Raw genomic sequence first — 25,559 nt, 5'->3', positions numbered from 1 at the left:
AATCGATCTTCGAGAGATCGTACAAGTCGCCTATTGGGTGAAAGTCGCGACAGGCCGGGACTTTGGTCCCTTTTCGCGCCGAATCTCCACGCTCCGGGGTGTGAGGAGCGCAGCCGGAGGGGGCCGGCCCCCTCGGCGGGACCGGCACGGACCGGCACGGACCGCCGAAGGGTGAGACCCTGAAGCTGTGGCCGAAAGGGGAGTGACCCCGCCGGTCGAGTGGCCTGCCCGGACGGACACGAGCCTCTCGCTCAACCGCATGGGCACCTTCGACTGGGACCTCGACAGCGGGCAGATGCATTTGGACACCACCGCCTTCGAGGTCCTCGACCTGCGTCCCGAAGAGTTCACCGGCACCCCCGACGGCCTGCGGGCACGCCTGGCGCCCGGTGAGGAGATCCGGCTCGACGCCCGGGTCGCGCAGGCGCTGAAGGCGGGCCGCAGCCACTACGGCGCCTACGTGCGCAGCCGCGGCCGGGACGGATCCCCGGGCTGGATGCACGTCCAGGGCCGCATCCTGCGGGACCCGCGCGGGCATCCGTACCGGATCATCGGGATCATCCGCGACGCCGCCCATGACCCGGGCGAGCCCGGCGCGGCCGGGGAGCGCGACGAGGGCCGGCGCAGGATGACCGGGGTCGTCGAGCGGACCACGGCGATCCTCGCGCACGCCCGCACCGTCAACGACGTCACCGACGTCCTCAAGGACCCCGAGGCCCTCGGTCACCTCGGCGCGGTCAGCGTCATGCTCGGCGTCGTCGACGGCGGCCGGATCCACCTGGTCGCGGAGGGGCAGCTGGGCGCGTACGTTCCGGAGATCGAGTACACGCGGATCGACGCACCCCTGCCCATGAGCGAGGCGGTACGGACCCTGCGGCCGGTGTACCTGGGCTCCCGCGAGGAGTTCCAGGACCGCTACCCGGGCCTGTGGCCGTACATCGAGCCGCTGTCCGTCCGCAGCGGGGTCTACCTGCCGCTGATCGCCCAGGGCCGGCCCGTCGGCGCGCTCGGGCTGCTCTACACCCGGGACGGGGACTTCGACGCCGAGGAACGCAACGTGCTGATGGCCCTCGGCAGCGGCATCGCGCAGAGCCTCCAGCGGGCCATCCTCTTCGAGCAGGAGCACGACCTCGCCGAAGGCCTCCAGAAGGCCATGCTGCCGCGCCGGATCCCGGAGGTGGCGGGTGCGCTGATCGCCGTACGGTACCGGGCCGCCCGGATGGGGCGGGACATCGGCGGCGACTGGTACGACGTGGTCCCGCTCGGCGCGGGCCGGGTCGGCGTGATGATCGGCGACGTGGAGGGGCACGACACGGACGCCGCCGCCGTCATGGGCCAGCTGCGCATCGCGCTGCGCGCGTACGTCGCCGAGGGCCACACCCCCGGCACGGCCATGGCACGGGCCTCGGCCTTCCTGCGGGACCTGGAAACGGAACGCTTCGCCACCTGCACCTACGCCCAGATCGACCTCACCAGCGGCATGGCCGAGCTGGTCCGCGCCGGGCACCTCGACCCGGTGGTGCGGCGCGGCGACGGCAGCTGCCACCGGGTCCGGGTGGCGGGCGGGCTGCCGCTGGGCCTGGCGGCGCACGAGCCGGGCGCGGCCGGCGCCCCGGACGCCTCTGCCGCCACCGGTACGGGATACCCCGTCACCAGCCTCGAACTGCACCCCGGAGACACCCTGTTGCTGTGCACGGACGGTCTGACCGAGCGGCCCGGCGGGGATCTCGACACCGGGATGAGCGAGCTCATGGAGGCGGTCCGGAGCGGTCCGGCCGACGTGGAGGAACTCGCCGACGTCCTGTGCGAGCTGGTCGGCGACTCGGGCGGCGGGGACGACATGGCCCTGCTCCTGCTGCGCCGGCGCGGCACCCCGCTCCCGCGCGGCGGCGGCCCGCTGCGCCACCGCCTCACCCCCGGGGACCCGGACGCCCCGGCGATGGCCCGCCACCTGATCCGGGCGGCCGCCGCGGCGTGGGGTGCGCGGGGTCAGGCCGACGAGATCGAGCTGGCGGCGGACGAGCTGATGACCAACGCGCTGGTCCACACGGACGGTGTCGGCGGAGTCAGCATGCGGCTGACCCCGGAGGGCCGGATCCGGATCGAGGTGGATGACACCAGCAGCGCCCTGCCGCGGCGCCGGGAGGCCGACGACTGGGCGGTGTCGGGACGCGGGCTGATGCTGGTGGACCGGCTCGCGGATACCTGGGGCGTGGAGCCGCGGGGCAGCGGGAAGTGCGTGTGGTGCGAGTTCGCGATCCCGGGCGGGCCCGACGGAGCGGGCGAACCGGACGGATCCGGCGGACCTGACGGGCAGGGCCGAGCGGGCGAACCGGGCGAACCGGGCGAACCCGGCGGACCTCACCGGGAGAGCGGAGCGGGCCAGGGCGGCGCCGTCGCGGGGTCGCCCCTCCCGCCCCGGGAGCCCGGCACGGTGTAGGCGCGGGCCCGCCGGGGCGGACGGTACATCGAGGGCCGGAAGGGTTTCGCGGTCTACTCGGCCGCGTAGGGGCCCTCCGCGCCCTTGGTGATCTGCAGCGCCGTCAGCCCGCGCACGAAGCGGATCGCGAGGGCGGAGGCCGCGAGGAGCACCACTCCGTACACGGCGGCGGCGGTCGCGGCGGTGGCGAGCCCGTCCGCATCGGTGGCGCGGCCGTACAGGGTGTCGTAGACGCGGCTGGCCAGCAGTGCGGTGATCCACACCAGCCACCATGCGGTGATGGGTGCGGTCGAGACGTGCCGGTAGGCGCCGTCAGGTCCGCGCTGGAGGCTGGCCGTCCAGATCTCCTTCGCCATCTTGTATGGGATGCGGAGGAAGGCGAAGGGCACGAACCAGCCACCGATGGCCCAGGCCCCGGACCGGGTGACCGCGTCCTGGCCGAGGATCCGGGCGTTGTGGTGGACACGGTGGAACCAGGTGACGAACACGGCCGCCGTGGCGATCAGGATCGGAATCTCCAGGAGGCCGGTCAGGGCCATCAAGGTGTCCGGGAGGGTGTTGCCGTCCTCGGCGCCCGCGCCCGGGTAGCTCCCGGCGCGCAGGACCGCACCGGCGTACAGGCCGGTTCCGGCCATGAGCAGGGCGTACAGGCCGCAGAGCGAGAGCAGGACGGTCAGGGCCGCCGCGAGACTCCCGGGCGGGCGCAGCGAGGTGAGGGGCCGCGAGGTGAGGGGCTGCTTGGCGAAGTCCGGCGACGGCTGTACCGCGGCGGCCTGCGGCGGCGCCTGCTGGTAGGGGTCGACGGGTGGCGGCGAGTTGGTCGCGCTGAAGGACATGAAGTTGTACCCCCCGGGGACAAATGGCATGTGAAGAAGGCCCGCTGACATGCGGACACGGTCGAAGATATGGCAGACACAAGATCCCGGTACAGGGCCTTCGGGCGGCTCGGAGGGGTTCTGGAGGCGGGTGCGGGCGAATGGCTGACAGTTGCCGGACTCGCGCTGTGTTCATGTACTCATATGCGCGCGGCCGGATGATCCTGCTCGGATGGCCACCCTTCGCCCGCTGTTGCCGGTCTTGCTGCCGACCCTGCTCACCGCGCTGCTCGTGGCCCCGGCGCCACCGCCGGCCCACGCCTCCGGCGGCGGCCAGATCGCGGGGATCGAGACGGCTCGTACCGCCCGGCAGATCGCTCCCGGGGTGCGGCTGGAATCGTACGACCGGCTCGAAGCCGACCGGTGGCTCCGCATCGACGAGCTCGACGTCCAGATCGCGGGTACGGGTACGGGTACCGGTACCGGGGCGGGTACGGCTGCGGCTGCCGGCTCCGGCGTGCGCGCGGAGTACCTCGGCGGCCGGGGCGCCGCCACCGTCTCCGACTCCGCCGCCCGCCACCCCGCCGGGCCTGGCCGCCGGGTGGTCGCCGCGGTGAACGGGGACTTCTTCGACATCCGGGGTACGGGCGCCCCGCTCGGCCCCGGCATCGGCGCCGGACGGCTGCTGCACGCGGCCTCGCCCGGCTCCGGCCGGGCCGTCGCCTTCGACGCCGGCGGGCTCGGGCGGGTGCTGCGCCTGGCGCTCGACGGGAGCGTCACCCTGCCCGGCGGCGCGGTCCGCCCGCTCGCCGGATTCAACACCGCGCGCCCGCCGGCCGAGGGCTTCGCCGCCTACACCGCCGACTGGCCGGCGGAAGGGCTCCCCGCGTCCGGACCGGCGGTGGAGCTGCGCGACGGCCGGGTCGCCGCCGTGCGCGCGGCGCTGCGGCGGCCCGCGCGCCGGGAGCGCCCCGCACCCGGCACCATCCTGCTGTTCGCGGCCGGCGCCGCGGCGCCGGAACTCGCCGCCCTGCGCCCCGGGGACGCGGTTGCCGTAGCGGCCCGGCCGGTGGCGGCCGGGGGTGGACCGCTCCCCGTGAGCGCGGTCGGCGGCCGGGAGGCGCTCGTGGTGGCCGGGGTCCCGCAGAACCACGACGGCGAGCCGAACAACGCGGCCGCCCCGCGCACCGCAGTCGGTTTCTCCCGCGACGGCCGCCGGGCGCGCCTGGTCACCGTGGACGGCCGCCAGCGCGACAGCGGCGGGCTGACCCTGACGGCGCTCGGCCGGATGATGCACCGGCTCGGCGCCTACGAGGCCCTCAACCTCGACGGCGGCGGCTCCTCGACCCTGCTCGCCGCGCTCACCGGGGAGACGGCCCTGACCTTGGAGAACTCCCCGTCCGACGGCCGCCAGCGCCCGGTCCCCAACGGCCTCGTCCTGACCGTCCCGGCCGGCTCCGGCCGCGCCGCCGGCTACCGGATCGAGCCCGTCGGCGGGGCCGCGCGCGCCTTCCCCGGCCTCACCCGGACGCTCAGGGCGATCCCGCACACCGCGCACCTCGGCCCGGTGCCCGCGCCGCAGAAGGCTCCGGTGTGGTCCCTCTCGGGGGGCGCGGGCCGGATCGACTCCGGCGGGGGGCTGCGTGCGTCCGCCCCCGGCCCGGTCGAGGCCCGCGCGGAGCTCGGGGCGGCGCGCGGTGCGCTCCGCCTCGACGTCCTCGGGCCGGTGACCCGGATCCGGGCCGTCCCGGAACGGATCGGGCTCGCGGAGGTGGGGGAGCGGGCGCGGTTCGTACTGACCGGGTACGACGCGCAGGGCGCCGCCGCCGTGGTCGAACCCCGTGACGTGCAGCTCGATTTCGACCGCTCCCGGTGGAGCGTCGCCGATGACGGGCGCGGCGGATTCACGGTGACCGCCCGAGTCCCGAACGCCGCGGGGCAGCTGCGCGCCACGGTACGCGGCGCCTCCGGTACCTCCCCGGCCCGGGCCGAACTGGCCCTCGGGGTGGGCCTGTCGGACCGGCCGCTCGCGGATCTGCAGGACGTCGCACGCTGGACCGGTCCGGGCGCCGCGCCCGGGGAGGGCCGTCCGGGCCGGGGGCTCGCCCTCGCACCGCCCACCGGGGGCGGGGCCGCCGCGGCGGCCCCGCCCCGGCCGCTGTGGATCCCCGAACTGGCCCGGTCGCTCTCCGTGTGGGTCAAGGGCGACGGCTCCGGAGCCCGGCCCGCCGTGGAACTCGCCGACGGCGACGGGGCCGCCACCACCCTGCGCGGGCCCGCCGTGGACTGGACCGGCTGGCGGGAGATCAGCCTGCCGCTCCCGGCGATGGCGGAGCGCCCGTTCACCGTGACCCGGCTCTCGGCCACCGCCCCCGCGGCGGCCCGCGCCAGAGCCGGGGTCGCCGCGCCCCCCGCCGCCGCCCGGCTGGTGGTGGACACCCTGGCGGCGCGGACACCGCCGACCGGGGTCGTCCGTACCGCCGACGCCCCGGATCCGATCGTGGCCACGGCGGCCCGGGTGGATTCCCGGCCCTGGCGGTTCGCGGTCGAACCCGCCGGGGTCCGGACGGCCCCGGCCGGAGCCGCCCGGACCACCGCCGTCGACTTCGCGCTGACCGGCACCGGCCGCCCGGCCTTCGTCCACCGGGGCGTACGGTTCCTGCCGCCCGGCTCCACGCGCCGCACCCTCGACGGCGGCGGGCTGGAGCGGATCAAGGCCCTGCGCGCGGCCCTCGCGGCGGCCGCCGGGGAGCCGGGCACGGGCGCGGTGGCCGTCGTACAGCCGTACGCGCCGCAGGCCGTCGACCGCAAGGAGGCCGCCCTGCGACTGCGCTGCCTCGCGGAGTTCCGACGGACCACCGGCAAACGGGCCGTCGTCATCACCGTCGGCGCCCCCCGTTTCGCCGCCGGCCGCACCGAGGGCGTGCTCACCCTCGCCGCCCCGCGCACCGGCCGCACCGTGGTCGGCGCCGACGCCTTCGCGGCGGGCGACTGGCTCTCCGTACTGCCGGCCGCCGGCCCGTGATCCCGAGGGCGCCGACCGGCGGCCGGCATTCCGGTCAGGAATGGAGAAGCGCCGGCCGCCCACCCGCCCGTAGCGTGAAACCCATGGACATCAGCCTTTCGCAGTGCTTCATCGCCGTCGACGACCACGACAGGGCGATCCCCTTCTACCGGGACGTTCTCGGTCTGGAGGTCCGCGACGACGTCGGGTTCGAGGGCATGCGCTGGGTGACCGTCGGCTCGCCCGCACAGCCCGATGTGGACATCGTCCTCGAACCGCCCGTCGCGAACCCGAACGCCTCGTCCGCCGACCGGGAGGCCATGACGGAACTCCTGGCCAAGGGGCTGCTGCGCGGTGTCATCTTCAGCACCGACGACTGCGACGCCACCTTCGAACGCATCCGGGCCGCCGGCGGCGACGTACTGCAGGAGCCGATCGACCAGCCGTACGGCGTCCGCGACTGCGCCTTCCGTGATCCGGCCGGCAACATGCTGCGGTTCCACCAGCCCCGCAAGCGCTGAGTTCCACCACCCCTCCTACCTGGCGCCGTACCCGGAAGACACCGCCGATCGGGTAGACAGGGGAGCGTTGCCGCGACCGAGAAGGCGGCGCCGGCCCGGCAGAGCGGCGTCGGCCCAACAGTATGGAGACACGATGAGCAAGGTCACGAGGTCGGGCGCGCAGCCCCCCGAGCCGCACGCAGCCGACGTCCACGACCTGATCCGCGTACACGGCGCGCGGGTGAACAACCTCAAGGACGTCAGCGTCGAGATCCCCAAGCGCCGGCTCACGGTCTTCACCGGCGTGTCCGGGTCGGGCAAGAGCTCACTGGTGTTCGACACGATCGCCGCCGAGTCGCAGCGGCTCATCAATGAGACCTACAGCGCGTTCGTACAGGGCTTCATGCCGACCCTGGCACGGCCCGAGGTGGACGTCCTCGACGGCCTGACCACCGTGATCACCGTCGATCAGCAGCGGATGGGCTCCGACCCCCGCTCCACGGTGGGCACCGCCACCGACGCCAACGCGATGCTGCGCATCCTCTTCAGCCGGCTCGGCAAGCCGCACATCGGCTCGCCCAAGGCCTTCTCCTTCAATGTCGCCTCGATCAGCGGGGCCGGCGCGGTCACCGTGGAGCGCGGTGGGCAGACGGTCAAGGAACGGCGCAGCTTCAGCATCACCGGCGGCATGTGCCCGCGCTGCGAGGGCCGGGGCTCGGTCAACGACATCGACCTCACCGCCCTGTACGACGACACCAAATCGCTCAACGAGGGCGCCCTCACCATCCCCGGCTACACGATGGAGGGCTGGTACGGCCGCATCTTCACCGGCTGCGGCTTCTTCGATCCCGACAAGCCGATCCGCAAGTACACCAAGCGCGAGTTGAGCGACCTGCTCCACAAGGAGCCGACCAAGATCAAGGTCGACGGGATCAACCTGACGTACGAAGGCATCATCCCGAAGATCCAGAAGTCGATGCTCTCGAAGGACGTCGACGCGCTGCAGCCGCACATCCGGGCTTTCGTGAAGCGCGCCGTGACCTTCACCGTCTGTCCCGACTGCGAGGGCACCCGGCTCAGCGAGGGGGCCCGGTCCTCGAAGATCAAGAAGATCAGCATCGCCGACGCCTGCACCATGCAGATCAGCGACCTGGCGAAATGGGTCCGCGACCTCGACGAGCCCTCGGTCGCCCCGCTCCTGGCGACGCTCCGCCAGACCCTCGACTCGTTCGTGGAGATCGGGCTCGGCTACCTCTCGCTGGACCGGCCCTCGGGCACCCTGTCGGGCGGCGAGGCCCAGCGCGTCAAGATGATCCGCCACCTCGGCTCCTCGCTCACCGACGTCACCTACGTCTTCGACGAGCCCACCGTCGGCCTGCACCCCCACGACATCCAGCAGATGAACCGCCTCCTGCTGCGGCTGCGCGACAAGGGCAACACGGTGCTCGTCGTGGAGCACAAGCCGGAGACGATCGCGATCGCCGACCACGTCGTCGACCTCGGCCCCGCCGCGGGCCAGGGGGGCGGCACCATTTGCTACGAGGGCACCGTGGAGGGCCTGAAGGCGGGCGGCACCATCACGGGCCGGCACTTCGGCGACCGCGCGAGCCTCAAGGACACGGTGCGCGAGCCCAGCGGAAAACTGGAGATCCGCGGCGCCGAGACGCACAACCTGCGGGGTATCGACGTGGACGTACCGCTCGGGGTCCTCGTCGTGGTCACCGGCGTCGCCGGCTCCGGCAAGAGCTCGCTCGTACACGGCTCGATCCCCGCGAGCGAGGGCGTGGTCTCGGTGGACCAGGGCGCCATCCGCGGTTCCAGGCGGAGCAACCCCGCGACGTACACCGGACTGCTCGACCCGATCCGCAAGGCCTTCGCCAAGGCCAACGGGGTGAAGCCGGCCCTGTTCAGCGCCAACTCCGAGGGCGCCTGCCCCGGTTGCAACGGCGCGGGGGTCATCTACACCGACCTGGCGATGATGGCCGGGGTCTCCACCACGTGCGAGGAGTGCGAGGGCAAGCGCTTCCACGCCTCGGTCCTGGAGCACCACCTCGGGGGCCGCGACATCAGCCAGGTCCTCGCGATGCCGGTGACGGAGGCCGTGGAGTTCTTCGCCGACGGCGAGGCACGCACCCCGGCCGCTCACCGCATCCTGGAGCGGCTGGCGGATGTCGGTCTGGGCTACCTCAGCCTCGGCCAGCCCCTGACCACGCTCTCCGGCGGCGAGAGGCAACGGCTCAAGCTGGCCACGCACATGTCGGACAAGGGCGGGGTCTACGTACTCGACGAGCCGACCGCCGGCCTGCACCTCGCCGACGTGGAGCAGTTGCTCGGCCTGCTCGACCGCCTCGTCGACTCCGGCAAATCGGTGATCGTGGTCGAACACCACCAGGCGGTCATGGCGCACGCCGACTGGATCATCGACCTCGGCCCGGGCGCCGGGCACGACGGCGGCCGGATCGTCTTCGAGGGCACCCCGGCCGCTCTCGTCGAAGGCCGCGCCACCCTCACCGGCGAGCACCTGGCGGCCTACGTCGGCGCCTGACCGGCCGGCCCCCTGCGGGGCGGGTTCCCACCCACCCGGGCCGGGAACCCGCCCCGCGCGCCGGCAGCGGGCCCGGCCGGCCCGATCCGGAGACAAGAGACGGTCTACAGCCGTACGAGCGTGACCTCGGTCGCCTTCACGCTGGTCCACACCGCGGCGCCGTCCACGAGACCCAGCTCGGCGGCGGCCTGCGGGGTGATCTCCGCGACCAGGTCGGGTGCCCGGTCCGAGCCGACCAGCACGCGCAGCCTGCTGCCGACCGCGGTGATCTCCCGTACGGTGCCGGGCCATACGTTACGAGGGCTGCCGCCCGGCCGGTCCCGGTGCACGGACACCGCCTCGGGGGCGATGATCGCGAGCGCCCGCGTCCCCTCGGGCAGCGCCTCGGCCACCACCAGGCGGCCCCCGGCGGCGAGTTCCAGCCCGTCGGCCGAGGCCGTACCGGGCCAGGCGTTGCGCCCCAGCATCCGCGCCACCCACGGGGACCGCGGATGCCGGGTCACCTCGGCGGGCGGAGCGTCCTGCAGGGTCCGCCCGTCGGAGAGTACGAGGACCCGGTCGGCCAGGGACACCGCCTCCACGGGATCGTGCGTGACGATGAGGCAGACCCCGCCGAAGCCGGCCAGGTGCGTGCGCAAGGTGTGCCGGACATGGGCGCGGGTCGTCTGGTCCAGGGCGGCGAGCGGCTCGTCGAGCAGCAGCAGCCGGGGCCGTGCGGCCAGCGCCCGGGCCAGCGCCACCCGCTGGGCCTGACCGCCGGAGAGCTGGGCGGGCTTGCGGTGGGCGAGGTGCCCGACCCCGAGCCGGTCCAGCCACGCCTGGGCCTCGGCCCGGGCCGCGGCGCGGGGGACACGGCGGGCGCGCAGCCCGTAGGCGGTGTTGGCGAGCGCGCTCAGGTGCGGGAACAGCGCCCCGTCCTGGGGGACCCAGGCGACCTGCCGCCGGTGCGGGGGCAGCCCGGTCACATCGGTGTCGCCCAGGCGGAGCTCGGCGTGGGCGCGGGGCGTCAGGCCGAGCAGGGCGCGCAGCAGGGTGGTCTTGCCGGCGCCGTTCTCACCGACGACGGCGATCGTGGTGCCCGGTTCCGCGTCGAGGACGAGCTCGTTGAAACCGGAGACAGTGGCGTGCAGCGGCCAGCGCCCGCCGTCGGCCGGGGCCCCGGCCGGGGGTTCCGCCGTGTCCGCGGGCGACAGCGGAGCCCCGGGCGGTACGGGGCCCAGGGGAGCCGGGCCGGTGGAGTCCTCGGAGACCGGCGCCGCACCGGCGTCCTTGCGGGCGGCGGGGGTTCCCGTCCACCTCCCGCGCAGGGCGACGAGTACGGCCATGGCGATCGCGAGCAGCAGCAGGGACACGGAAGTGGCCGCTTCGGGCTGGTCCTGGAGCAGCAGGTAGACCTGGAGCGGCAGGGTCTGGGTGGTGCCCGGGAGGTTGCCCGCGAAGGTGATGGTCGCGCCGAACTCGCCGAGCGCCCGGGCCCAGGTCAGCGCGGCTCCGGCGATCAGGCCCGGTGCCACCATCGGCAGGGTCACGGTGAAGAAGACGCGCAGCGGCGTGGAACCCAGCGAGGCGGCGGTCTCCTCGTAGCTCGGCTTGAGGCCGCCGAGCGCGCCCTCCAGGCTGATCACGAGGAAGGGCATCGCCACGAAGGTGGCCGCGACGACCGCGCCGGAGGTGTGGAAGGGCAGCGTGATGCCGAAAGTGCCCTCCAGCCAGGGACCGAGCAGCCCGCGCCGGCCGAAACCGAGCAGCAGGGCCACCCCGCCCACCGTGGGCGGCAGCACCATGGGGAGCAGGACCAGCGAGCGGACGAGCGCCTTGCCCTTGAACTCGACGCGGGCCAGCAGCCAGGCGAGCGGCACCCCGAGGACGAGCGAGAGGCCGAGCGCCCACAGGGACACCACCAGCGAGAGCCGGAGGGCCTCGAGGACTTCCGGGCTGGTGAGGTGTGAGCCGACGTCGCGCCAGCGGGTGCGGCTGAGGATGCCGACGAGCGGCATCAGCAGGAACGCCACGGCGAGCAGCGCGGGGAGCGCCAGGGCCACGGGGGGCCGGGTGCGGCGGGTACGAAGTCTGCTCATGTGGGTTCCTGGCCGGGGATGTCGGGACGCCTGGGGCGTGTGAAGCGTAATGCGCGAGCGGCGAACGCAGAGGGACCGCCCGTCCCCCCGGACCGGGCGGCCCCTCCGCGTTCGCCGGACCCGGCAGGCGGTTACGCCTTCTGGAAGCCGGCGTCCTGGAGGATCTTCTGCGCCTCAGGGGTGCTCAGCCAGGCGACGAACGCGGCTGCGGCCTCGGCGTTCTTGGAGCCCTTGAGCGAGGCGGCGGGGTAGGAGGCCACGGCGTTCTCGGCGTCCGGGATCTCCACGACGGCGACCTTGTCACCGGACTTGAGGGTGTCCGTCTTGTAGACGAGACCGGCGTCGGCCTCGCCCAGCTCGACCTTGCTCAGTACGGCGCGGACGTTGGGCTCCTGGGAGACCGGCTTCACCTCGATCTTCTGGGCGTCGAGGATCTGTTTGCTGTAGCGGCCCACGGGGACCCCGGGCGCGGCCAGCACGACCTTGATCTTGGTGTCGGCGAGGCCCTTGAGGCCGGCGACCTTGAACGGGTTGCCCTTGCCCGTCGCGATGACCAGGCGGTTCTTGGCGATGATCGCCGGGTCGTTGGTCTCGGCCTTGAGACCGTCCATCGTCTTGGTGTCGGCGGTGACCAGCGCGTCGGCCGGGGCGCCCTGCTTGACCTGGGCCGCGAGCTCCTGCGAACCGGCGAAGGAGAAGGTGATCTCGGTGCCCGGGTGCGTCTTCTCGTACGCGGGGCCGGCGGCCTTGAAGACGTCGGTGAGGGAGGACGCGGCGAGCACCGTCAGGTTCGCGGCCTTGGGCTCGGCGGACGCGGAGGCGCTCGGGGTGGCGGCGGCCGCGTCCTTCGTGTCGTCACCGCTGCCGCAGGCGGCGAGCGCCGGCACGAGTAGGGCGGCGCAGAGGGCGAGCGCGGCCGTACGGCGGTTCAGGGGCGGGATCGGGGACATGAGCTGGTGCTCCTGGGTCGGGTCGGCGGCCGGCCTGGCGCCGGGTCGCGCGGTGGTGACCCGCGCCGGGGACGGGCGGAGCGGGTGGGGCGCGTCGTACTGAGAGCGGTACTGGGGGAGCGGTACTGGCGAGCGGGGGGGCGGGGTCAGGCGCGGTCGATGTGCACGCTGGTGGACTTCACGCGGGCGGTGGCCCGCATGCCGACCTTCAGCCCGAGCTCGTCGACGGCCTCCCGGGTGAGCAGGGAGACCAGGCGGTGGGGACCGGCCTGGATCTCGACCTGCGCGGACACCTCGCCGAGTTTCACGGCGGTGACGATGCCGGGGAAGGCGTTGCGTGCCGAGGTGGAGGTCTCGCCGTCCTCGGTGTGGGCGCCTTGCGCCACTTCGACGGAGAAGGCGGCCAGGGCGCGGCCGTCGATCAGACGGCGACCGCCCTCGTCGCGATGGGTCGCGACACGGCCGGCGTCGGCCCAGCGGCGTGCGGTATCCGGGCTGACGCCCAGAAGGCGCGCTGCCTGACCGATGGTGTAGGTCTGCATGTGCGACAAGGTAGGGGCACGTGCGCCGCATTTGCAATTCCATTGGGTTGATCTACATGGTAGACGCCGCCATGGTTGTCGTAACCGCCAAAAGTCATTCCGCTTCTACTGGCACAGTTCGGCTCGCTAAAGTCGGGGCATGGCTGAAGAGGGAACCGCGGGTACGGGGTCGGCGCGGGTCGACGTGTGGATCTGGTCGGTCCGGCTGACGAAGACGCGGGCGATCGCCGCCACGGCGTGCCGGGCGGGACACGTGCGGGTCAACGGGGAGCGCGCGAAGCCGGCGCAGTCGGTGCGGGCCGGGGACGAGGTGCGCCTCTTCCACGCGGGGCGGGAGCGCATCGTCGTGGTCCGGCGTCCGGTGTCCAAGCGGGTCGGCGCCCCGGCCGCCGCGGAATGCCTGACCGACAACAGCCCGCCGCCGCCGACCGCGGTGGAGGCGGCGGTGGTCGGTACCCGCGACCGTGGCGCGGGCCGCCCGACGAAGCGCGAACGCCGGGAGATCGAAACCCTGCGCGGCCGGTAGCCGCCCCGCCTGGCCCCGTCCGGGCGGGCCCCGGACGCTCCGCCTCCCCCGACGCCTGGTCCTGAATGCCGGGCGTCGGGTTCTTCGCGCCGGATGCCCGCGCGGGCACGCGGTCATCGGTGTCGACTTGTCGATTCGCCCGTGCGCCGCTGTGGTACGGGTCCGCCGTCGTGCCGGGCCGCCCCGCATCCATCGCCAGAAATTTTCAGCAAGCGATTGCGGCAGTTCTGCCCCCAAAGGGTCCTTTCGGGCCACTCGGGCGCGGCCGGTGGCGAGATTTCCGGTTCACGAGGGGTTCACGTACTGGTGACGCGTCGATAACCTCCCCGCAAAACCTTGCGGCAAATTTTCAATGCCGTGGGGCCGGAGGGCTGTTGGGCCCCGCTTCGAGGAGTAGACCTTGAGATCAGGTACGAGATCACGTCGCAGAGGGCGGACCGTGGCCCTGAGTCTGGCCGTCGCAGGATGTCTGTCGGCGGCGCTGCCGGCCGCCGGAGCCTCCCTCGACGGGGCGGCCCCCGCCGCCGCGACGGCGGCCGGGGACAACACGGCGACGGTCTTCTACTACACGAAGACCCGCAACTGGGCTGCGTACAACCTGCATTGGGCGCCCGACGGCGGTAGCTGGACGACCGCGCCCGGCACCGGGATGGAAGCCGCCTGTACCGACTGGGTGAAGAAGACCGTCAGCCTCGGCTCCGCCGCCGGCCTCCAGGCGACCTTCAACACCGGCCAGGGCACCTGGGACAACAACGGGGGCAAGAACTACGCCCTGGGCACCGGGGTCGTCACCGTCAAGGACGGGGTCGTGGCGCACAGCGATCCCTGCGCCACGGACCCGGGCACCGGCACGGGAACCGGTGCGAGCGCCACCGTCTACTACTCGACGACGACGGTCGGCTGGCCGACCGTCAACCTGCACTGGGCCCCGACCGGCGGCGCCTGGACCACCGCCCCCGGCGCCGGCATGGACCCGGCCTGTACGGGCTGGGTGAAGAAGACGGTCGCGCTCGGCTCGGCCGCCGGGCTTGCCGCCACCTTCAACAACGGCAATGGCACCTGGGACAACAACAACGGCAGGAACTACGCGCTGGGCAGCGGCCTGAGCACGGTGAAGGACACCAAGGTCACCGCGAACGCCGCCGACCCGTGCGCCGCCGTCGTCCCCGACACCACCGCCCCCACCGTGCCCGCCGGCCTGCGCGCCTCCGCCACCGACGTGTCCACCGTCGTGACCTGGGACGCCGCCACGGACGACCGGGGAGTGACCGGCTACCAGGTCACCCGCTCGGGCGGCGCCAAGGGCACGGTCGTCACCTCCGTCACCTCCACGGTCCTCACCGAATCCGCGCTGGAGGAGCGCACCGCCTACACCTACACGGTCAAGGCGGTGGACGCCGCAGGGAACCTCTCCGCCGCCTCCGCCGCGGCCCTCGCGACCACGGGCACCCGGCCCCCGGCCCCGGCCGGATCCGCGCCGCTGGGCGGCGACCCGCGCAAGGACCCGATCTACTTCGTCCTCACGGCCCGCTTCAACGACGGGGACAGCGCCAACAACCGGGGCGGCGGCCAGGACGTGAAGTCCGGGAACGCCGCCAACAACGACCCCATGTTCCGGGGGGACTTCAAGGGCCTCGTCGAGAAGCTGGACTACGTCAAAGCCCTCGGCTTCTCCGCGATCTGGATCACCCCGGTCGTACTGAACCGCTCCGACTACGACTACCACGGCTACCACGGCTACGACTTCTACAAGGTCGACCCCCGCCTGGAATCGGCGGGAGCCTCCTACCAGGACCTCATCAACGCCGCCCACGCCAAGGGCGTCAAGATCTATCAGGACGTGGTGTACAACCACAGCTCCCGCTGGGGAGCCAAGGGCCTGTTCACCCCCACCGTCTACGGCGTACGCGACGTGCAGTGGTCCTGGTACTACGACGAGAAGCAGGCCGGATTCGAGTACGACGGCCTCACCGTCGACCCCAAGAGCGGAAAGTCCTACTACAACGGCGACATGTGGTCGACCGCCGAGCCGGCGGGCAACACCTGCGTCAACTGGGGCGCGGCCACCCAGTACAAGAGCGCCGAGGGCTACACGATCTACAACTGCCAATGGCCGAACCCGACCTCGGGCATGTTCCCCAAGGCCCTGTTCCATCAGTGCTGGATCGGCAACTGGGAGGGCGAGGAGGCCCGTTCCTGCTGGATCCACGAGGACCTCGCGGACTTCAACACCGAGAACCCGGCCGTTCAGAACTACCTCATCGGCGCCTACAACAAGTACATCGACATGGGCGTCGACGGCTTCCGCGTCGACACGGCCGTACACATCCCCCGCGTCACCTGGAACCGGCGCTTCCTGCCCGCCATTCAGCAGCGCGTGGCCCAGCAGTTCGGTGCCCAGAAGGCCGACGACTTCTACGTCTTCGGCGAGGTCGGCTCCTTCGTCAACGACAAGTGGAACCGCGGCTCGGCCAACCAGTCCGCCCAGTACTACACCTGGAAGGAGTCCGCGACGTACAGCGCGGACGACGCGACCGCCGCGGTCCAGCAGTACACGACCGACAACGATCCGGCCAAGCAGCCGACCAGCACCAACGCCTTCCTCAACGGCAACCTCTACCACGCCCCGGACCGCAGCAGGTTCTCCGGCATGAACGTGATCGACATGCGCATGCACATGAACTTCGGGGACGCGAACAACGCCTTCCAGAACGGCAAGGACTCCGACGACAGCTACAACGACGCCACCTACAACGTCGTCTACGTCGACAGCCACGACTTCGGCCCCGGCAAGTCCTCCACCCGCTACGCGGGCGGCACCGACGCCTGGGCCGAGAACATGGCCCTGATGTGGACCTTCCGCGGCATTCCGACCCTGTACTACGGCTCCGAGATCGAGTTCCAGGCCGGCAAGCAGATCGACTGCGGCCCGACCTGCCCGCTTGCCGGCACCGGCCGCGCCTACTACGGGGACAAGATCGCGGGATCCGTAACCGCTTCCGACTTCTCCAAGGCCGCCACCGCCACCGGCCCCGTCGCGGCCACCCTCGACTCGCCTCTGGTCAAGCACCTCCAGCGGCTGAACGAGATCCGTCGCGCCGTGCCCGCGCTGCAGATGGGCCAGTACTCCACCGAGGGGGTCTCGGGGGGCATGGCCTTCAAGCGCCGATACACCGACACCGCCACTGGAGTGGACAGCTTCGCCCTGGTGGCCGTCACCGGCGCCGCCACGTACGCGGGCATACCCAACGGCATGTACAAGGACGCGGTCACCGGCGAGGTGAAGACCGTCACCAACGGCCAACTGCCCGTCCCGGCCCCCGGAAAGGGCAACATGCGGGTCTACGTGCTGGACCTGGGCGGCAGCAACGCCGCCCCCGGCAAGGTGGGCGCCGCCGGGCCCTACCTGAAGTAGCGGACCGGCCCGCTCGGAGCGGGAGGCCGATCCCGTCGGGGCCGGGCAGGGCCGCGGTGTCATGCCGCGTCCTGCCAGGCCCCTCGCGCCGTCCGGGGCCGTTTCGTCAGCGGGAGCGAGCGGGACGCGTCGATTCGTGCAGGTGTTCGAATGGCGCGTTACGCTGGACCCATGCACGCACTCCAAGGCTCGCTCTTCGACCAGGGCGACGAGATCCGGTTCGACCCGCCGGCGGGCGCGCGGCGCACGGAACTGGGCGCCGGTGCCTGGGTGGACCACCTGCCCTCCTGGCTGACGGGCGCCGACGGGCTGTTCGAACGGCTCGCGGCGGACGTCCCGTGGCACGCCGAGCGTCGGCGGATGTACGAGCGGGAGGTGGCGGTCCCGCGCCTGCTGGCCTTCTACGGTGAGGCCGACCCGCTGCCGCACCCCGCCCTCGCCGGGGCCCGCGACCTGCTGAGCCGCCACTACGCCCCCGAGCTGGGCGAGCCCTTCACCACGGCCGGCCTCTGCCTCTATCGCGACGGCCGCGACAGCGTCGCCTGGCACGGCGACCGCACCGGCCGCTCCGCCACCGAGGACACGATGGTCGCGATCCTCTCGGTGGGCGACCCCCGCGACCTGGTCCTGCGCCCCCGCGACGGCGGCCCCACCCTGCTCCGCCTCCCCTTGGGCCACGGCGACCTCGTGGTGATGGGCGGCTCCTGCCAGCGCACGATGGAGCACGCCATCCCCAAAACGGCCCGCCCGGTGGGCCCCCGCATCAGCGTCCAGTTCCGCACGCGCGGGGTGCGGTGAGTCGATGGGTGCGGTGAGCCGGCGAGCGTGGTGAGCCGGCAGGTCCGGTGAACGGCGGCCGGCCGCCGAGTTCCGGCCTGTCTATGCCGTGTCGGGTTCCTTGGGCGGGCGGGCCGTCGAGGCCGCCGCGTGGAGCGAGCGCAGGGCCAGGAGCAGGATGCCGATGTCGTCCAGGTAGACCGGGTCCGGGATCAGGTCTACCGGTGACACGGTGTACACCACGGCCGCCCAGAACAGGGCCTTGTCGCGCAGCGGGATGCCCGCGTCGCGCAGGAGCCGGCGGGCCGCGAAGATCCGTACGAGGAGCACGGCCGCGGTGACCGCCAGGCCCGCCGCGATCACCGCCGCCACGACGAGCCAGATGCTCGTCGTGTCCATCAGGCGCCCCGCGCGCGGAGCCGGCGGCCGACCTCGCCGAGCCCGTCCGCGAGCACGTCGAGCTGCTCCGGGGTGAGTACGTCCACCAGGACCTCCCGGACCGTGGTCACGTGCCCCGGCGCGGCCTCCGCCAGCCTGGCGCGGCCGGCCTCGGTGAGGACGGCGTAGATCCCGCGGACGTCGGAAGGGCAGGTGCGGCGGCGGACGAGGCCCGCCTTCTCCATCTGGGTGACCTGGTAGGTCAGGCCGCTCTTGGAGTTGATCAGCCCGTTGGCGAGCTCCGTCATGCGCAGCTCGCCGTCCGGCGCCCGGGCGAGTCGGACGAGGATCTCGTACTGCGGGTGGGAAAGTCCGGAGTCGTCCTTGAGCTGCTGATCGAGGCGGCGGTTGACCAGGGCGGAAGCGGCCAGGAACCCCTGCCAGGCGCGCATTTCGCGGTCGTCCAGCCATTTCGTTTCAGCCATGCGTCCAGGCTACACGCGCCGTTCCAATTTGAATCAGCGGCGGATGCGGGGCTAGAGTCCGGGGAGTGGTTCGAATTTGAACAACCCACTCCTCGGGCCACCCGACCGGAAGGACCCCCCCATGAACAGCCCCTCCGTCACCACGCCGAAGCCGCGCACCGGCGACGCACCGGCCGCGCCCCTCGCGGCGCTCTCCGCCGCACCGTCCACCCCCGCCCACGACGCCGGCCTGCTGCTCCTGCGCGTCGTCCTCGGCCTGACGATGGCCGGCCACGGCACCCAGAAGCTCTTCGGCTGGTTCGGCGGCGGTGGCCTCGACGGCACCGGGCAGTTCTTCACCGCCAGCGGATACCCGGCGGGCGACGCCATGGCCGTCCTCGCGGGCCTGACCGAAACCCTCGGCGGACTCGGCCTCGTCCTCGGACTGCTCACCCCGCTCGCCGGGGCGGCCCTCGTCGGCACGATGATCAACGCGATCGCCGTGCACGGCGCCGGCTCCTTCTTCGCCCCGAAGGGCATCGAGTACGAGCTCCTGCTCACCGCCGGCGCCGCCGCCCTCGCGCTCACCGGCCCCGGCCGGTACGCCGCCGACCGCTTCCTGCCCGTCCTGCGGGGCCACCGCCTCGCCCACGGCGCCCTCGCGGTCGGCCTCGGCGTGGTGAGCGCCGCCGTGCTGCTCCTCGTACGGAACTGAGCCGTCCCGGGGGCGGCTCAGCGCGCGGACCCGTACGGGCCGATTGGGCCCGCGCATTCGAGGGAAAGGGGTCTAAATGACACAACCCATCGAAGACTACGCACTCATCGGCGACCTGATGACCAGCGGACTGGTCGGCCGTGACGGGTCCATCGACTGGCTGTGCCTGCCGCGCTTCGATTCGGCCGCTTGCTTCGCCGCCCTCCTCGGCGACGAGGAGAACGGCCACTGGCGCGTCGCCCCGGCCGGGGCCCCCGATTCGGCCCGCTGCGCCCGCCGTTCCTACGTCGACGGCACGCTCGTCCTGGAATCCGTCTGGGAGACCGAGGACGGCGCCTCGTTCAAGGTCATCGACTTCATGCCGCAGCGCGACACCGCCCCCGACCTGATGCGGATCGTCGAGGGGCTCACCGGCGATTCGACCGTGAACAGCACCCTGCGCCTGCGCTTCGACTACGGGCACGTCGTCCCCTGGGTCCGCCGCTGCGACGGCGACCGAGACAGCGACCGCGTCGCCGTCGCCGGCCCCGACTCCGTGTGGCTGCGCAGCGAACCGCCCGTGCCCACCTGGGGCGAAGACCTGAGCACCCGCTCCGAGTTCACCGTCGGCCCCGGCGAGCGCGTGGCCCTCGTCCTCACCTGGCACCCCTCGCACGAACCGCGCCCCGAGCCCCTGGACCCGTACGCCGCCCTGGAACAGAGCCTCGTGGACTGGCGGCAGTGGAGCGCCCAGTGCCGGTACGAAGGCCCCTACCGGGACGAGGTGATCCGTTCCCTGATCACCCTCAAGGCACTCACCTACGCCCCGACCGGCGGAATCGCCGCCGCCGCGACCACCTCCCTGCCCGAGGAGATCGGCGGCGTCCGCAACTGGGACTACCGTTACTGCTGGCTCCGCGACTCCACCCTCACCCTCGGCTCCCTGGTGGCCACCGGCTACCTCGACGAGGCCCGCGCCTGGCGGGCCTGGCTGCTCCGGGCCGTCGCGGGCGACCCGGCCGACCTGCAGATCATGTACGGAATCGGCGGCGAGCGGCGCATCCCGGAGTGCGAGCTGCCCTGGCTGAAGGGGTACGCGTCCTCCGCGCCGGTGCGGGTCGGCAACGCGGCCGTCGACCAGCTCCAGCTCGACGTGTACGGCGAGGTCCTCGACTCCCTGTACCTGGCCCGCTCCGCCGGGCTCCCCGCCGAGTGGCACTCCTGGAAGATCCAGCTCGCACTCCTCGACTTCCTGGAGCAGAACTGGCACCGCCCCGACGAGGGGCTGTGGGAGGTGCGCGGCCCGCGCCGGCACTTCACGCACTCCAAGGTGATGGCGTGGGTCGCCGCCGACCGGGCCGTGCGCACCATGGAGCTCAACCCCTCGCTGCCGGGCGACGTGGAGCGCTGGCGCACCATGCGGGACGAGGTGCACCGGGACGTCTGCGAGAAGGGCTACGACCCGGAGCGGCGCACCTTCACCCAGTACTACGGCTCCCGCGAGCTGGACGCCGCCACCCTCCTCATCCCGCGCGTCGGCTTCCTGCCGCCCGACGACCCCCGCGTCATCGGCACGGTCGACGCGGTCCGCGAGGAACTGGGCCGCAGCGGTCTGGTCCGCCGCTACAGCACCGAGGGGCTGTCGGTGGACGGCCTGCCCGGCGACGAAGGAGCCTTCCTCGCCTGCTCGTTCTGGCTGACCGACGCCCTGTACCTGACCGGACGGGAGAAGGAAGCGCGGGAGCTCTTCGAGCGGCTGCTGTCCGTCCGCAACGACGTGGGACTGCTCGCCGAGGAGTGCGACCCCGTCTCCGGCCGCCAACTAGGCAACTTCCCGCAGGCGTTCAGCCACGTCGGCCTGGTGAACACGGCACTCACCCTGGGCGGTCGGAGTCCGGTGGTCGTCCTGGGGTGAGGGGCGCCGGACCGGCGGCCGACCGCGCAGAGTCCGAATGTTGGACGAAATCGTCCCAGATCGCGGTCGCGTGGAAGAGGACGCCGGATATCGGGGGAAGTTACCGGCGACGGTTGAACGGCAGCCGGCCGAGGACCACGGCCATTCCACAGGTGTCGGTGAGGGCGGAGAAGACCAGCCCGGCCGCGATGGCGGCACTGAGCAGCTCGAACGCCGGGTGCACCAGCAGCCCGAGGAGCAGGCCGAGGAGGACGAGCGCACCGGCGGTCAGCCGGACCTGCCGCTCCATGGCCCAGACCCGCCGGGGGCCCTGGGCGGGGTAGTCGAGCGGGTGCCCCTGGGCCGACCAGGAGCTGGTGCCGCAGGTCAGGCTGGTGGCCTCGATGTCGTGCCGGGCGAGGGTGCGGGCCGCGTTCTCCGAGCGGGCGCCCGAGGCGCAGACCAGGAGGAGCGGCTTCTCCTCGGCGGCCCGGCGCAGCTCGGTCAGGGAGCGGGCGATCCGGTCGAGCGGAACGTTCAGGGCGCCGGGGAGATGGCCGGAGGCGTACTCGCCCGCCGTGCGGACGTCGATGATCGCGAACTCGGCATGTCGGGAGTGGGCCTGGTGGACGTCGAGGAGGGCGGGGCTGCTGCTCATGACGGACGGGCTCCTTCGAAGGGGTGGGGGGCCGCCGGGGCGGGGTGGGGGGCGGCTGCACGGCGCCAAGCGGGCTACGGGCGGTACGGGAAGGCGGCGCGGCGGCATGCGGGGATACGGGGGCTACGGCGGGGCAGCGGCGTGCACCGGGGCGATGCGGCGCCGGGTGCGGGAGGGTTTCGGCGCAGGCGGGCGTCAGCGGGGACAACAGGAGCGCGACAGGAGGCGCTGGGTGACGGCCATGGCGCGGAGCATAGACGAATGGCGACCGAGGGCAAGACATCCGTTCCACCATTCGGGACGGCGCGGTGGCCCTCAGCGGCGGGGGCCGGTCGCCGTCCGGGCCTCCTCGCGGCGTCGCAGCAGCTCGGCGGTCGCCTCGTCGGCGGGCAGGAACGCCTCGAGGTGCAGCTCGGCGAGGGTCACGTCCACGGCGGTGGCGAAGGAGGTCAGCGTGGTCAGCAGCCGCAGCTCCCCCTCGGGAGTGCGCAGTCGCAGCGGTACCGCGAAGCCCAGGTGCTCGTCGGGAGCGGGAGCGGGAGTGGGAGCGGGGCCAGGGGTCGAGGCGGAGACCGGCGTCGCAGACGAGGCCGCCGCCGGGGTGGGGGCCGGCAGGTAGCCGGTCAGCTCCTCGATCAGCGGGTCGAGTCCGGGGTCGGGGTGGGCCGCGGCCCGTGCCCGCAGGCTCTCGGTGATGTGCCGGCCCCACGCCGCCAGGTTCACCACCCGTGGGCCCATGCCCTCCGGATGCAGGGCGAGCCGCAATACGTTCACGGGCGGCTCCAGCAGGCGCGCGGCCGCGCCCTGCGTGAGCACGCCGAACGCGGCGTTCGCCAGGACGAGTTCACCGCGGGGCCCGGCCACGACCGCCGGGTAGGGGAGGTGGCCGGTCAGGATGGAGCGCAGCGCCTCCATGGCGGGCCCGATGCTCGTCGCGTCCCGCGCCGACTCCGCGTAGACGGGCGCGTAACCAGCGCTGAGCAGCAGGGAGTTGCGTTCCCGGAGGGTCAGCCCCAGGGATTCGGCCAGCCGGACCACCATCGCCCGGCCCGGCATCGACCGGCCGCTCTCGATGAAGCTGAGGTGGCGCTGCGTGGTCCCGGCGAGGTTGGCCAGCTCAAGCTGGCTCATCCGCCGAAGCGACCGCCGCCGGCGCATCTCGCGGGCGAACGGGGGCGGTTCGGCGGAAGAGGGGGATGCGGCAGCGGTGGTGGCCATGCCCCCTTTCTAACGGCCGACCCGGCGGAGTCCGCCATTCCCCGGAGGGAATTGCCGCGCGTGTCCCGGCCCCGGAGCATCGGCGTCATCGGACACGGGACCCACCGGAGGCGAAGATGCGCGCGTACCACCTGGAGACGTTCGGCAAGATCGAGGGCATCGTCCTGCGGGACGGCGGCGGGCCGCGCCCGGCCCCGGCCGGGCCGACCGGGATCGTGGTCCGCGTCCGGGCCGCTTCTCTGAACAGGCGGGACCTGCTGATCCTGCACGAGCGCTACCCGCTGTCCGCCGCGCCCGGCGTGATCCCGCTGAGCGACGGCGCGGGCGAGGTGGTCGCCGTGGGGGAGGCGGTGACCCGGTTCGCGATCGGCGACCGCGTCTCCTGCGCCTACTTCCCGCACTGGCGCGACGGAAGGATCACCCCCGAGCTGGTCGCCCAGCCCGGCTGCACCTTCGACGGCATGCTCGCGGAGTACGCCGTACTCGACGAGCAGTGGGCGGTCCGCGTCCCGGACCACTTGACCTGGGAGGAAGCGGCGACCCTGCCGTGCGCGGCGGTCACCGCCTGGAACGCGCTGACCGGTGGGGAGGGCGGAGCGCCACCGGCGGGCCGGAGCGTGCTCACCCTCGGCACCGGTCCGGTCGCGCTCTTCGCGGTGCAGTTCGCGAAACTACTGGGCTGCCGGGTCGTCTCCACGACATCGGGCGAGGAGAAGGAGGAGCGGCTGAGGGCGCTGGGAGCCGACGCGGTGGTGAACTACGTACGGACACCCCAATGGGGCTCCACCGTAAGGGAGCTGACCGGTGGCGGCGCCGACCTGGTGGTGGAGACGGGCGGGCCCGACACCATCGAGGAGTCGGTGCGGGCCAGTTCGCTGTACGGGCAGATCGCCCTGCTGATCACTGCCAGTGCGGCGAAGTCCGGGATCGAGATCTCGCACGAGGCGTACGCGTCGAGCCTCGCGACCATCCGGCGCGTGTTCGCCGGCAGCCGGACGCAGTTCGAGTCGATGAACACGGCGATCGCGGCGCACGGACTGCGGCCGGTGCTGGACCGGGTGCTCCCCTTCGAGGAAGCCCACGAGGCCTACCGCGGCTACGCCGAGGACGCACCCTTCGGCAAGGTGGTGATCCGCGTGGGGGACTGACCCCGCACGCGGCGGGAGCGCGCGGGAGCGGGGGCCACGGGTTCGAACCCGTGGCCCCCGCTCGCGCTCCCCGGCGGTGCTACAGGGCGGGAGCCGCGGCCGGAGACGCGTCGTCCTCGTCCTCGTCCACCGGGATGGTGACCAGCCAGCGGGTGTCCTTGCGGGGGCGCAGGTACAGCGCCCAGTACAGGGTGGCGACGGCGGTGATCCCGCCGGTCCACAGCAGGTACTGGGTCTCCTGCTGGATCAGGATGTACGCGAACACCAGGATCAGCACGACCGGGACGGCCGGCCACAGCGGCATCCGCCAGGCGGCCGTGTCACGGTGCGCCCCGCGGCGGCTGAACAGCGAGGCCACCGCGACCAGCAGGTACATGCCGGTCACGGAGACCCCGGTGACCCCGTAGAGGGTGTCCAGATTGACGAAGCACATCGCCGCGCCGGGGATGCCGACGAGCAGGGTGGCCACCCACGGGGAGCCGAACCGGCCGAGCCGCGAGAGCGCGGAGTTGACCGGCCCGGGCCAGGCCTTGTCCCGGGCGGAGGCGAACAGCACCCGGGAGTTCTGGATGACCATGACGATGCCCGCGTTGACGATGGCGAGGGCCACGCAGAGGCTGACGAAGGTGCCGACGGCCGAGTTGGACCAGGCGGTCACCATGGCGCCGAGATCGCCGGAGGTCAGGGCCGCCAGGTCGGGGGCACCCATGGTGATGGCGATGACGGGGAGCAGGATGACGGCGGTGGAGATGGCGAGGGTGGCCAGCACGGTCCGCGGGACGTTGCGGCGCGGGTTCTCCAGCTCCTCCGAGAGGTAGACGGCGGTCGAGAACCCCTGGGTGATGAACAGTGCGACGGCGAGCCCGGAGACGACCATCATCGCGGTGACGGTGGACGTACCGCCGGCCTCCGCCGCCACGGAGCCGTGGACGAGGGCGTCCGCGCCCCGCTCGCTGTGGGCGAAGCCGAGTACGGCGACGAGCCCGGCCGCCATGACCTCCAGGACGAGGAAGACGCCGGTGATCCAGGCGTTGGCCCGCAGGTCGAGGAGACCGGCGAGGGTCGCGAGCAGCATCACCCCGGCACCGGCGGCCGGGGCCGGTACATCGATGACGGGGGCGAGGTAGTCGGCGGTGCCCATGGCGATCACGGGCGGCACGATCATCACGACCAGCAGGGACAGGACGAACACCAGCCAGCCCGCGAGCCGGCCGGACATGGTGGACACCATCGCGTACTCGCCGCCGGCGCTGGGGATGAGGGTGCCCAGCTCCGAGTAGCAGAACGCGACACCGATGCAGAGCAGGGAGCCGATCGCGATGGTGAACGCGGTCCAGGTGCCGAGGCTGGAGAACAGGTCGGGGACCACGACGAAGAGGGTCGAGGCCGGTGTCACGCACGAGAGGGTCAGCAGGGTTCCACCGACAACGCCGATGGAACGCTTGAGCTTCTGGGGCACAGGCCCGGTGGCGGGGGACAGGGCCTGAGGGGCGCTGATCGTGTCAGTCATCGG

19 protein-coding genes are annotated in these 25,559 nt (G+C 72.9%); 10 read left to right on the top strand and 9 right to left on the bottom strand.

Translation table 11 applies throughout. The features are described 5' to 3' along the window. Nucleotides 1-259: 259 nt before the first annotated feature. A complete protein-coding gene (locus tag OTB20_RS25850) occupies nt 260-2,440 on the top strand; it encodes a SpoIIE family protein phosphatase (RefSeq protein WP_267821027.1) in 2,181 nt (726 codons plus the stop codon). Nucleotides 2,441-2,493: 53 nt separating this feature from the next. Here the strand turns inward: OTB20_RS25850 and OTB20_RS25845 are convergent, their stop codons facing one another. After that, nucleotides 2,494-3,276: a DUF4328 domain-containing protein gene (locus OTB20_RS25845; RefSeq protein ID WP_267820944.1), complete on the bottom strand. Its 783-nt coding sequence runs from the start codon at nt 3,274-3,276 to the stop codon at nt 2,494-2,496. A gap of 211 nt (nt 3,277-3,487) precedes the next feature. Between OTB20_RS25845 and OTB20_RS25840 the strand changes: the two genes are divergently transcribed. The 3 genes from OTB20_RS25840 to OTB20_RS25830 all read left to right on the top strand — a co-directional run bounded on the left by OTB20_RS25840 (nt 3,488) and on the right by OTB20_RS25830 (nt 9,304). After that, nucleotides 3,488-6,280: a phosphodiester glycosidase family protein gene (locus tag OTB20_RS25840; protein WP_267820942.1), complete on the top strand. Its 2,793-nt coding sequence runs from the start codon at nt 3,488-3,490 to the stop codon at nt 6,278-6,280. 83 nt (nt 6,281-6,363) lie between these two features. Then, on the top strand, nt 6,364-6,780 hold the full coding sequence (locus tag OTB20_RS25835; protein WP_267820941.1) for a VOC family protein: 417 nt from the start codon (nt 6,364-6,366) through the stop codon (nt 6,778-6,780). A 133-nt stretch (nt 6,781-6,913) separates the two neighbouring features. Further along, entirely contained in the window at nt 6,914-9,304 is a 2,391-nt protein-coding gene (locus OTB20_RS25830) for an excinuclease ABC subunit UvrA (RefSeq protein WP_267820939.1), read from the top strand. Nucleotides 9,305-9,408: 104 nt separating this feature from the next. Here OTB20_RS25830 and OTB20_RS25825 read toward each other — a convergent pair whose 3' ends face one another. The 3 genes from OTB20_RS25825 to OTB20_RS25815 form a co-directional block, all read right to left on the bottom strand. Beyond that, on the bottom strand, nt 9,409-11,382 hold the full coding sequence (locus tag OTB20_RS25825; RefSeq protein ID WP_267820938.1) for an ABC transporter permease: 1,974 nt from the start codon (nt 11,380-11,382) through the stop codon (nt 9,409-9,411). 131 nt (nt 11,383-11,513) lie between these two features. Then, nucleotides 11,514-12,332 carry a molybdate ABC transporter substrate-binding protein gene (gene modA / locus OTB20_RS25820; protein ID WP_267820936.1) on the bottom strand — a complete coding sequence of 273 codons (819 nt, stop codon included), beginning with the start codon at nt 12,330-12,332 and terminating at the stop codon, nt 11,514-11,516. A 146-nt stretch (nt 12,333-12,478) separates the two neighbouring features. After that, on the bottom strand, nt 12,479-12,874 hold the full coding sequence (locus OTB20_RS25815; RefSeq protein ID WP_267820934.1) for a TOBE domain-containing protein: 396 nt from the start codon (nt 12,872-12,874) through the stop codon (nt 12,479-12,481). A 139-nt stretch (nt 12,875-13,013) separates the two neighbouring features. On the opposite strand from OTB20_RS25815, the gene OTB20_RS25810 reads away from it, so the two are divergent. From OTB20_RS25810 to OTB20_RS25800, 3 genes are all read left to right on the top strand, one after another. Further along, entirely contained in the window at nt 13,014-13,400 is a 387-nt protein-coding gene (locus tag OTB20_RS25810; RefSeq protein ID WP_267758346.1) for an RNA-binding S4 domain-containing protein, read from the top strand. A 439-nt stretch (nt 13,401-13,839) separates the two neighbouring features. Further along, entirely contained in the window at nt 13,840-16,815 is a 2,976-nt protein-coding gene (locus tag OTB20_RS25805; RefSeq protein WP_267820931.1) for a carbohydrate binding domain-containing protein, read from the top strand. 171 nt (nt 16,816-16,986) lie between these two features. Further along, the gene (locus tag OTB20_RS25800; protein ID WP_267820928.1) at nt 16,987-17,613 is read left to right on the top strand and encodes an alpha-ketoglutarate-dependent dioxygenase AlkB; all 627 of its coding nucleotides are present in this window, start codon (nt 16,987-16,989) and stop codon (nt 17,611-17,613) included. An 81-nt stretch (nt 17,614-17,694) separates the two neighbouring features. On the opposite strand, the gene OTB20_RS25795 is transcribed toward OTB20_RS25800, so the two are convergent. Then, nucleotides 17,695-17,991: a YkvA family protein gene (locus OTB20_RS25795; RefSeq protein WP_267820927.1), complete on the bottom strand. Its 297-nt coding sequence runs from the start codon at nt 17,989-17,991 to the stop codon at nt 17,695-17,697. Further along, a complete protein-coding gene (locus OTB20_RS25790) occupies nt 17,991-18,455 on the bottom strand; it encodes a MarR family winged helix-turn-helix transcriptional regulator (RefSeq protein WP_267820925.1) in 465 nt (154 codons plus the stop codon). Before OTB20_RS25790 ends, OTB20_RS25795 begins: the two co-directional genes overlap by 1 nt. Nucleotides 18,456-18,576: 121 nt before the next feature. Here OTB20_RS25790 and OTB20_RS25785 point away from each other — a divergent pair, with 121 nt between their 5' ends. Further along, complete coding sequence (locus tag OTB20_RS25785; RefSeq protein ID WP_267820923.1) at nt 18,577-19,149, top strand: DoxX family protein; 573 nt, start codon at nt 18,577-18,579, stop codon at nt 19,147-19,149. Between the two features lie 76 nt (nt 19,150-19,225). Continuing rightward, the gene (locus tag OTB20_RS25780) at nt 19,226-21,043 is read left to right on the top strand and encodes a glycoside hydrolase family 15 protein (protein ID WP_267820921.1); all 1,818 of its coding nucleotides are present in this window, start codon (nt 19,226-19,228) and stop codon (nt 21,041-21,043) included. 100 nt (nt 21,044-21,143) lie between these two features. On the opposite strand, the gene OTB20_RS25775 is transcribed toward OTB20_RS25780, so the two are convergent. Together OTB20_RS25775 and OTB20_RS25770 are read right to left on the bottom strand one after the other, a co-directional pair. Then, on the bottom strand, nt 21,144-21,680 hold the full coding sequence (locus OTB20_RS25775; protein WP_267820919.1) for a rhodanese-like domain-containing protein: 537 nt from the start codon (nt 21,678-21,680) through the stop codon (nt 21,144-21,146). A gap of 315 nt (nt 21,681-21,995) precedes the next feature. Continuing rightward, a complete protein-coding gene (locus OTB20_RS25770; RefSeq protein ID WP_267820916.1) occupies nt 21,996-22,898 on the bottom strand; it encodes a helix-turn-helix domain-containing protein in 903 nt (300 codons plus the stop codon). Nucleotides 22,899-23,014: 116 nt separating this feature from the next. Between OTB20_RS25770 and OTB20_RS25765 the strand changes: the two genes are divergently transcribed. Next, nucleotides 23,015-24,046 carry a zinc-dependent alcohol dehydrogenase family protein gene (locus tag OTB20_RS25765; RefSeq protein ID WP_267820914.1) on the top strand — a complete coding sequence of 344 codons (1,032 nt, stop codon included), beginning with the start codon at nt 23,015-23,017 and terminating at the stop codon, nt 24,044-24,046. 79 nt (nt 24,047-24,125) lie between these two features. Here OTB20_RS25765 and OTB20_RS25760 read toward each other — a convergent pair whose 3' ends face one another. After that, entirely contained in the window at nt 24,126-25,556 is a 1,431-nt protein-coding gene (locus OTB20_RS25760; protein WP_267820912.1) for an APC family permease, read from the bottom strand. Nucleotides 25,557-25,559 lie beyond the last annotated feature (3 nt).

It is taken from the genome of Streptomyces sp. H27-H1 (assembly GCF_026627445.1).
Classification (GTDB): Bacteria; Actinomycetota; Actinomycetes; order Streptomycetales; family Streptomycetaceae; genus Streptomyces.
The sequence above is the reverse complement of the archived record's forward strand: the minus strand, read 5'-3'. Positions and strand labels throughout refer to the sequence as shown.

Excerpts from the sequence above, each read along its gene's own strand:
- OTB20_RS25850 (WP_267821027.1), top strand. The coding sequence starts at position 260 with ATGGGCACCTTCGACTGGGACCTCGACAGCGGGCAGATGCATTTGGAC.
- OTB20_RS25845 (WP_267820944.1), bottom strand. The coding sequence starts at position 3,276 with ATGTCCTTCAGCGCGACCAACTCGCCGCCACCCGTCGACCCCTACCAG.
- OTB20_RS25840 (WP_267820942.1), top strand. The coding sequence starts at position 3,488 with ATGGCCACCCTTCGCCCGCTGTTGCCGGTCTTGCTGCCGACCCTGCTC.
- OTB20_RS25835 (WP_267820941.1), top strand. The coding sequence starts at position 6,364 with ATGGACATCAGCCTTTCGCAGTGCTTCATCGCCGTCGACGACCACGAC.
- OTB20_RS25830 (WP_267820939.1), top strand. The coding sequence starts at position 6,914 with ATGAGCAAGGTCACGAGGTCGGGCGCGCAGCCCCCCGAGCCGCACGCA.
- OTB20_RS25825 (WP_267820938.1), bottom strand. The coding sequence starts at position 11,382 with ATGAGCAGACTTCGTACCCGCCGCACCCGGCCCCCCGTGGCCCTGGCG.
- modA (WP_267820936.1), bottom strand. The coding sequence starts at position 12,332 with ATGTCCCCGATCCCGCCCCTGAACCGCCGTACGGCCGCGCTCGCCCTC.
- OTB20_RS25815 (WP_267820934.1), bottom strand. The coding sequence starts at position 12,874 with ATGCAGACCTACACCATCGGTCAGGCAGCGCGCCTTCTGGGCGTCAGC.
- OTB20_RS25810 (WP_267758346.1), top strand. The coding sequence starts at position 13,014 with ATGGCTGAAGAGGGAACCGCGGGTACGGGGTCGGCGCGGGTCGACGTG.
- OTB20_RS25800 (WP_267820928.1), top strand. The coding sequence starts at position 16,987 with ATGCACGCACTCCAAGGCTCGCTCTTCGACCAGGGCGACGAGATCCGG.
- OTB20_RS25795 (WP_267820927.1), bottom strand. The coding sequence starts at position 17,991 with ATGGACACGACGAGCATCTGGCTCGTCGTGGCGGCGGTGATCGCGGCG.
- OTB20_RS25790 (WP_267820925.1), bottom strand. The coding sequence starts at position 18,455 with ATGGCTGAAACGAAATGGCTGGACGACCGCGAAATGCGCGCCTGGCAG.
- OTB20_RS25785 (WP_267820923.1), top strand. The coding sequence starts at position 18,577 with ATGAACAGCCCCTCCGTCACCACGCCGAAGCCGCGCACCGGCGACGCA.
- OTB20_RS25780 (WP_267820921.1), top strand. The coding sequence starts at position 19,226 with ATGACACAACCCATCGAAGACTACGCACTCATCGGCGACCTGATGACC.
- OTB20_RS25775 (WP_267820919.1), bottom strand. The coding sequence starts at position 21,680 with ATGAGCAGCAGCCCCGCCCTCCTCGACGTCCACCAGGCCCACTCCCGA.
- OTB20_RS25770 (WP_267820916.1), bottom strand. The coding sequence starts at position 22,898 with ATGGCCACCACCGCTGCCGCATCCCCCTCTTCCGCCGAACCGCCCCCG.
- OTB20_RS25765 (WP_267820914.1), top strand. The coding sequence starts at position 23,015 with ATGCGCGCGTACCACCTGGAGACGTTCGGCAAGATCGAGGGCATCGTC.
- OTB20_RS25760 (WP_267820912.1), bottom strand. The coding sequence starts at position 25,556 with ATGACTGACACGATCAGCGCCCCTCAGGCCCTGTCCCCCGCCACCGGG.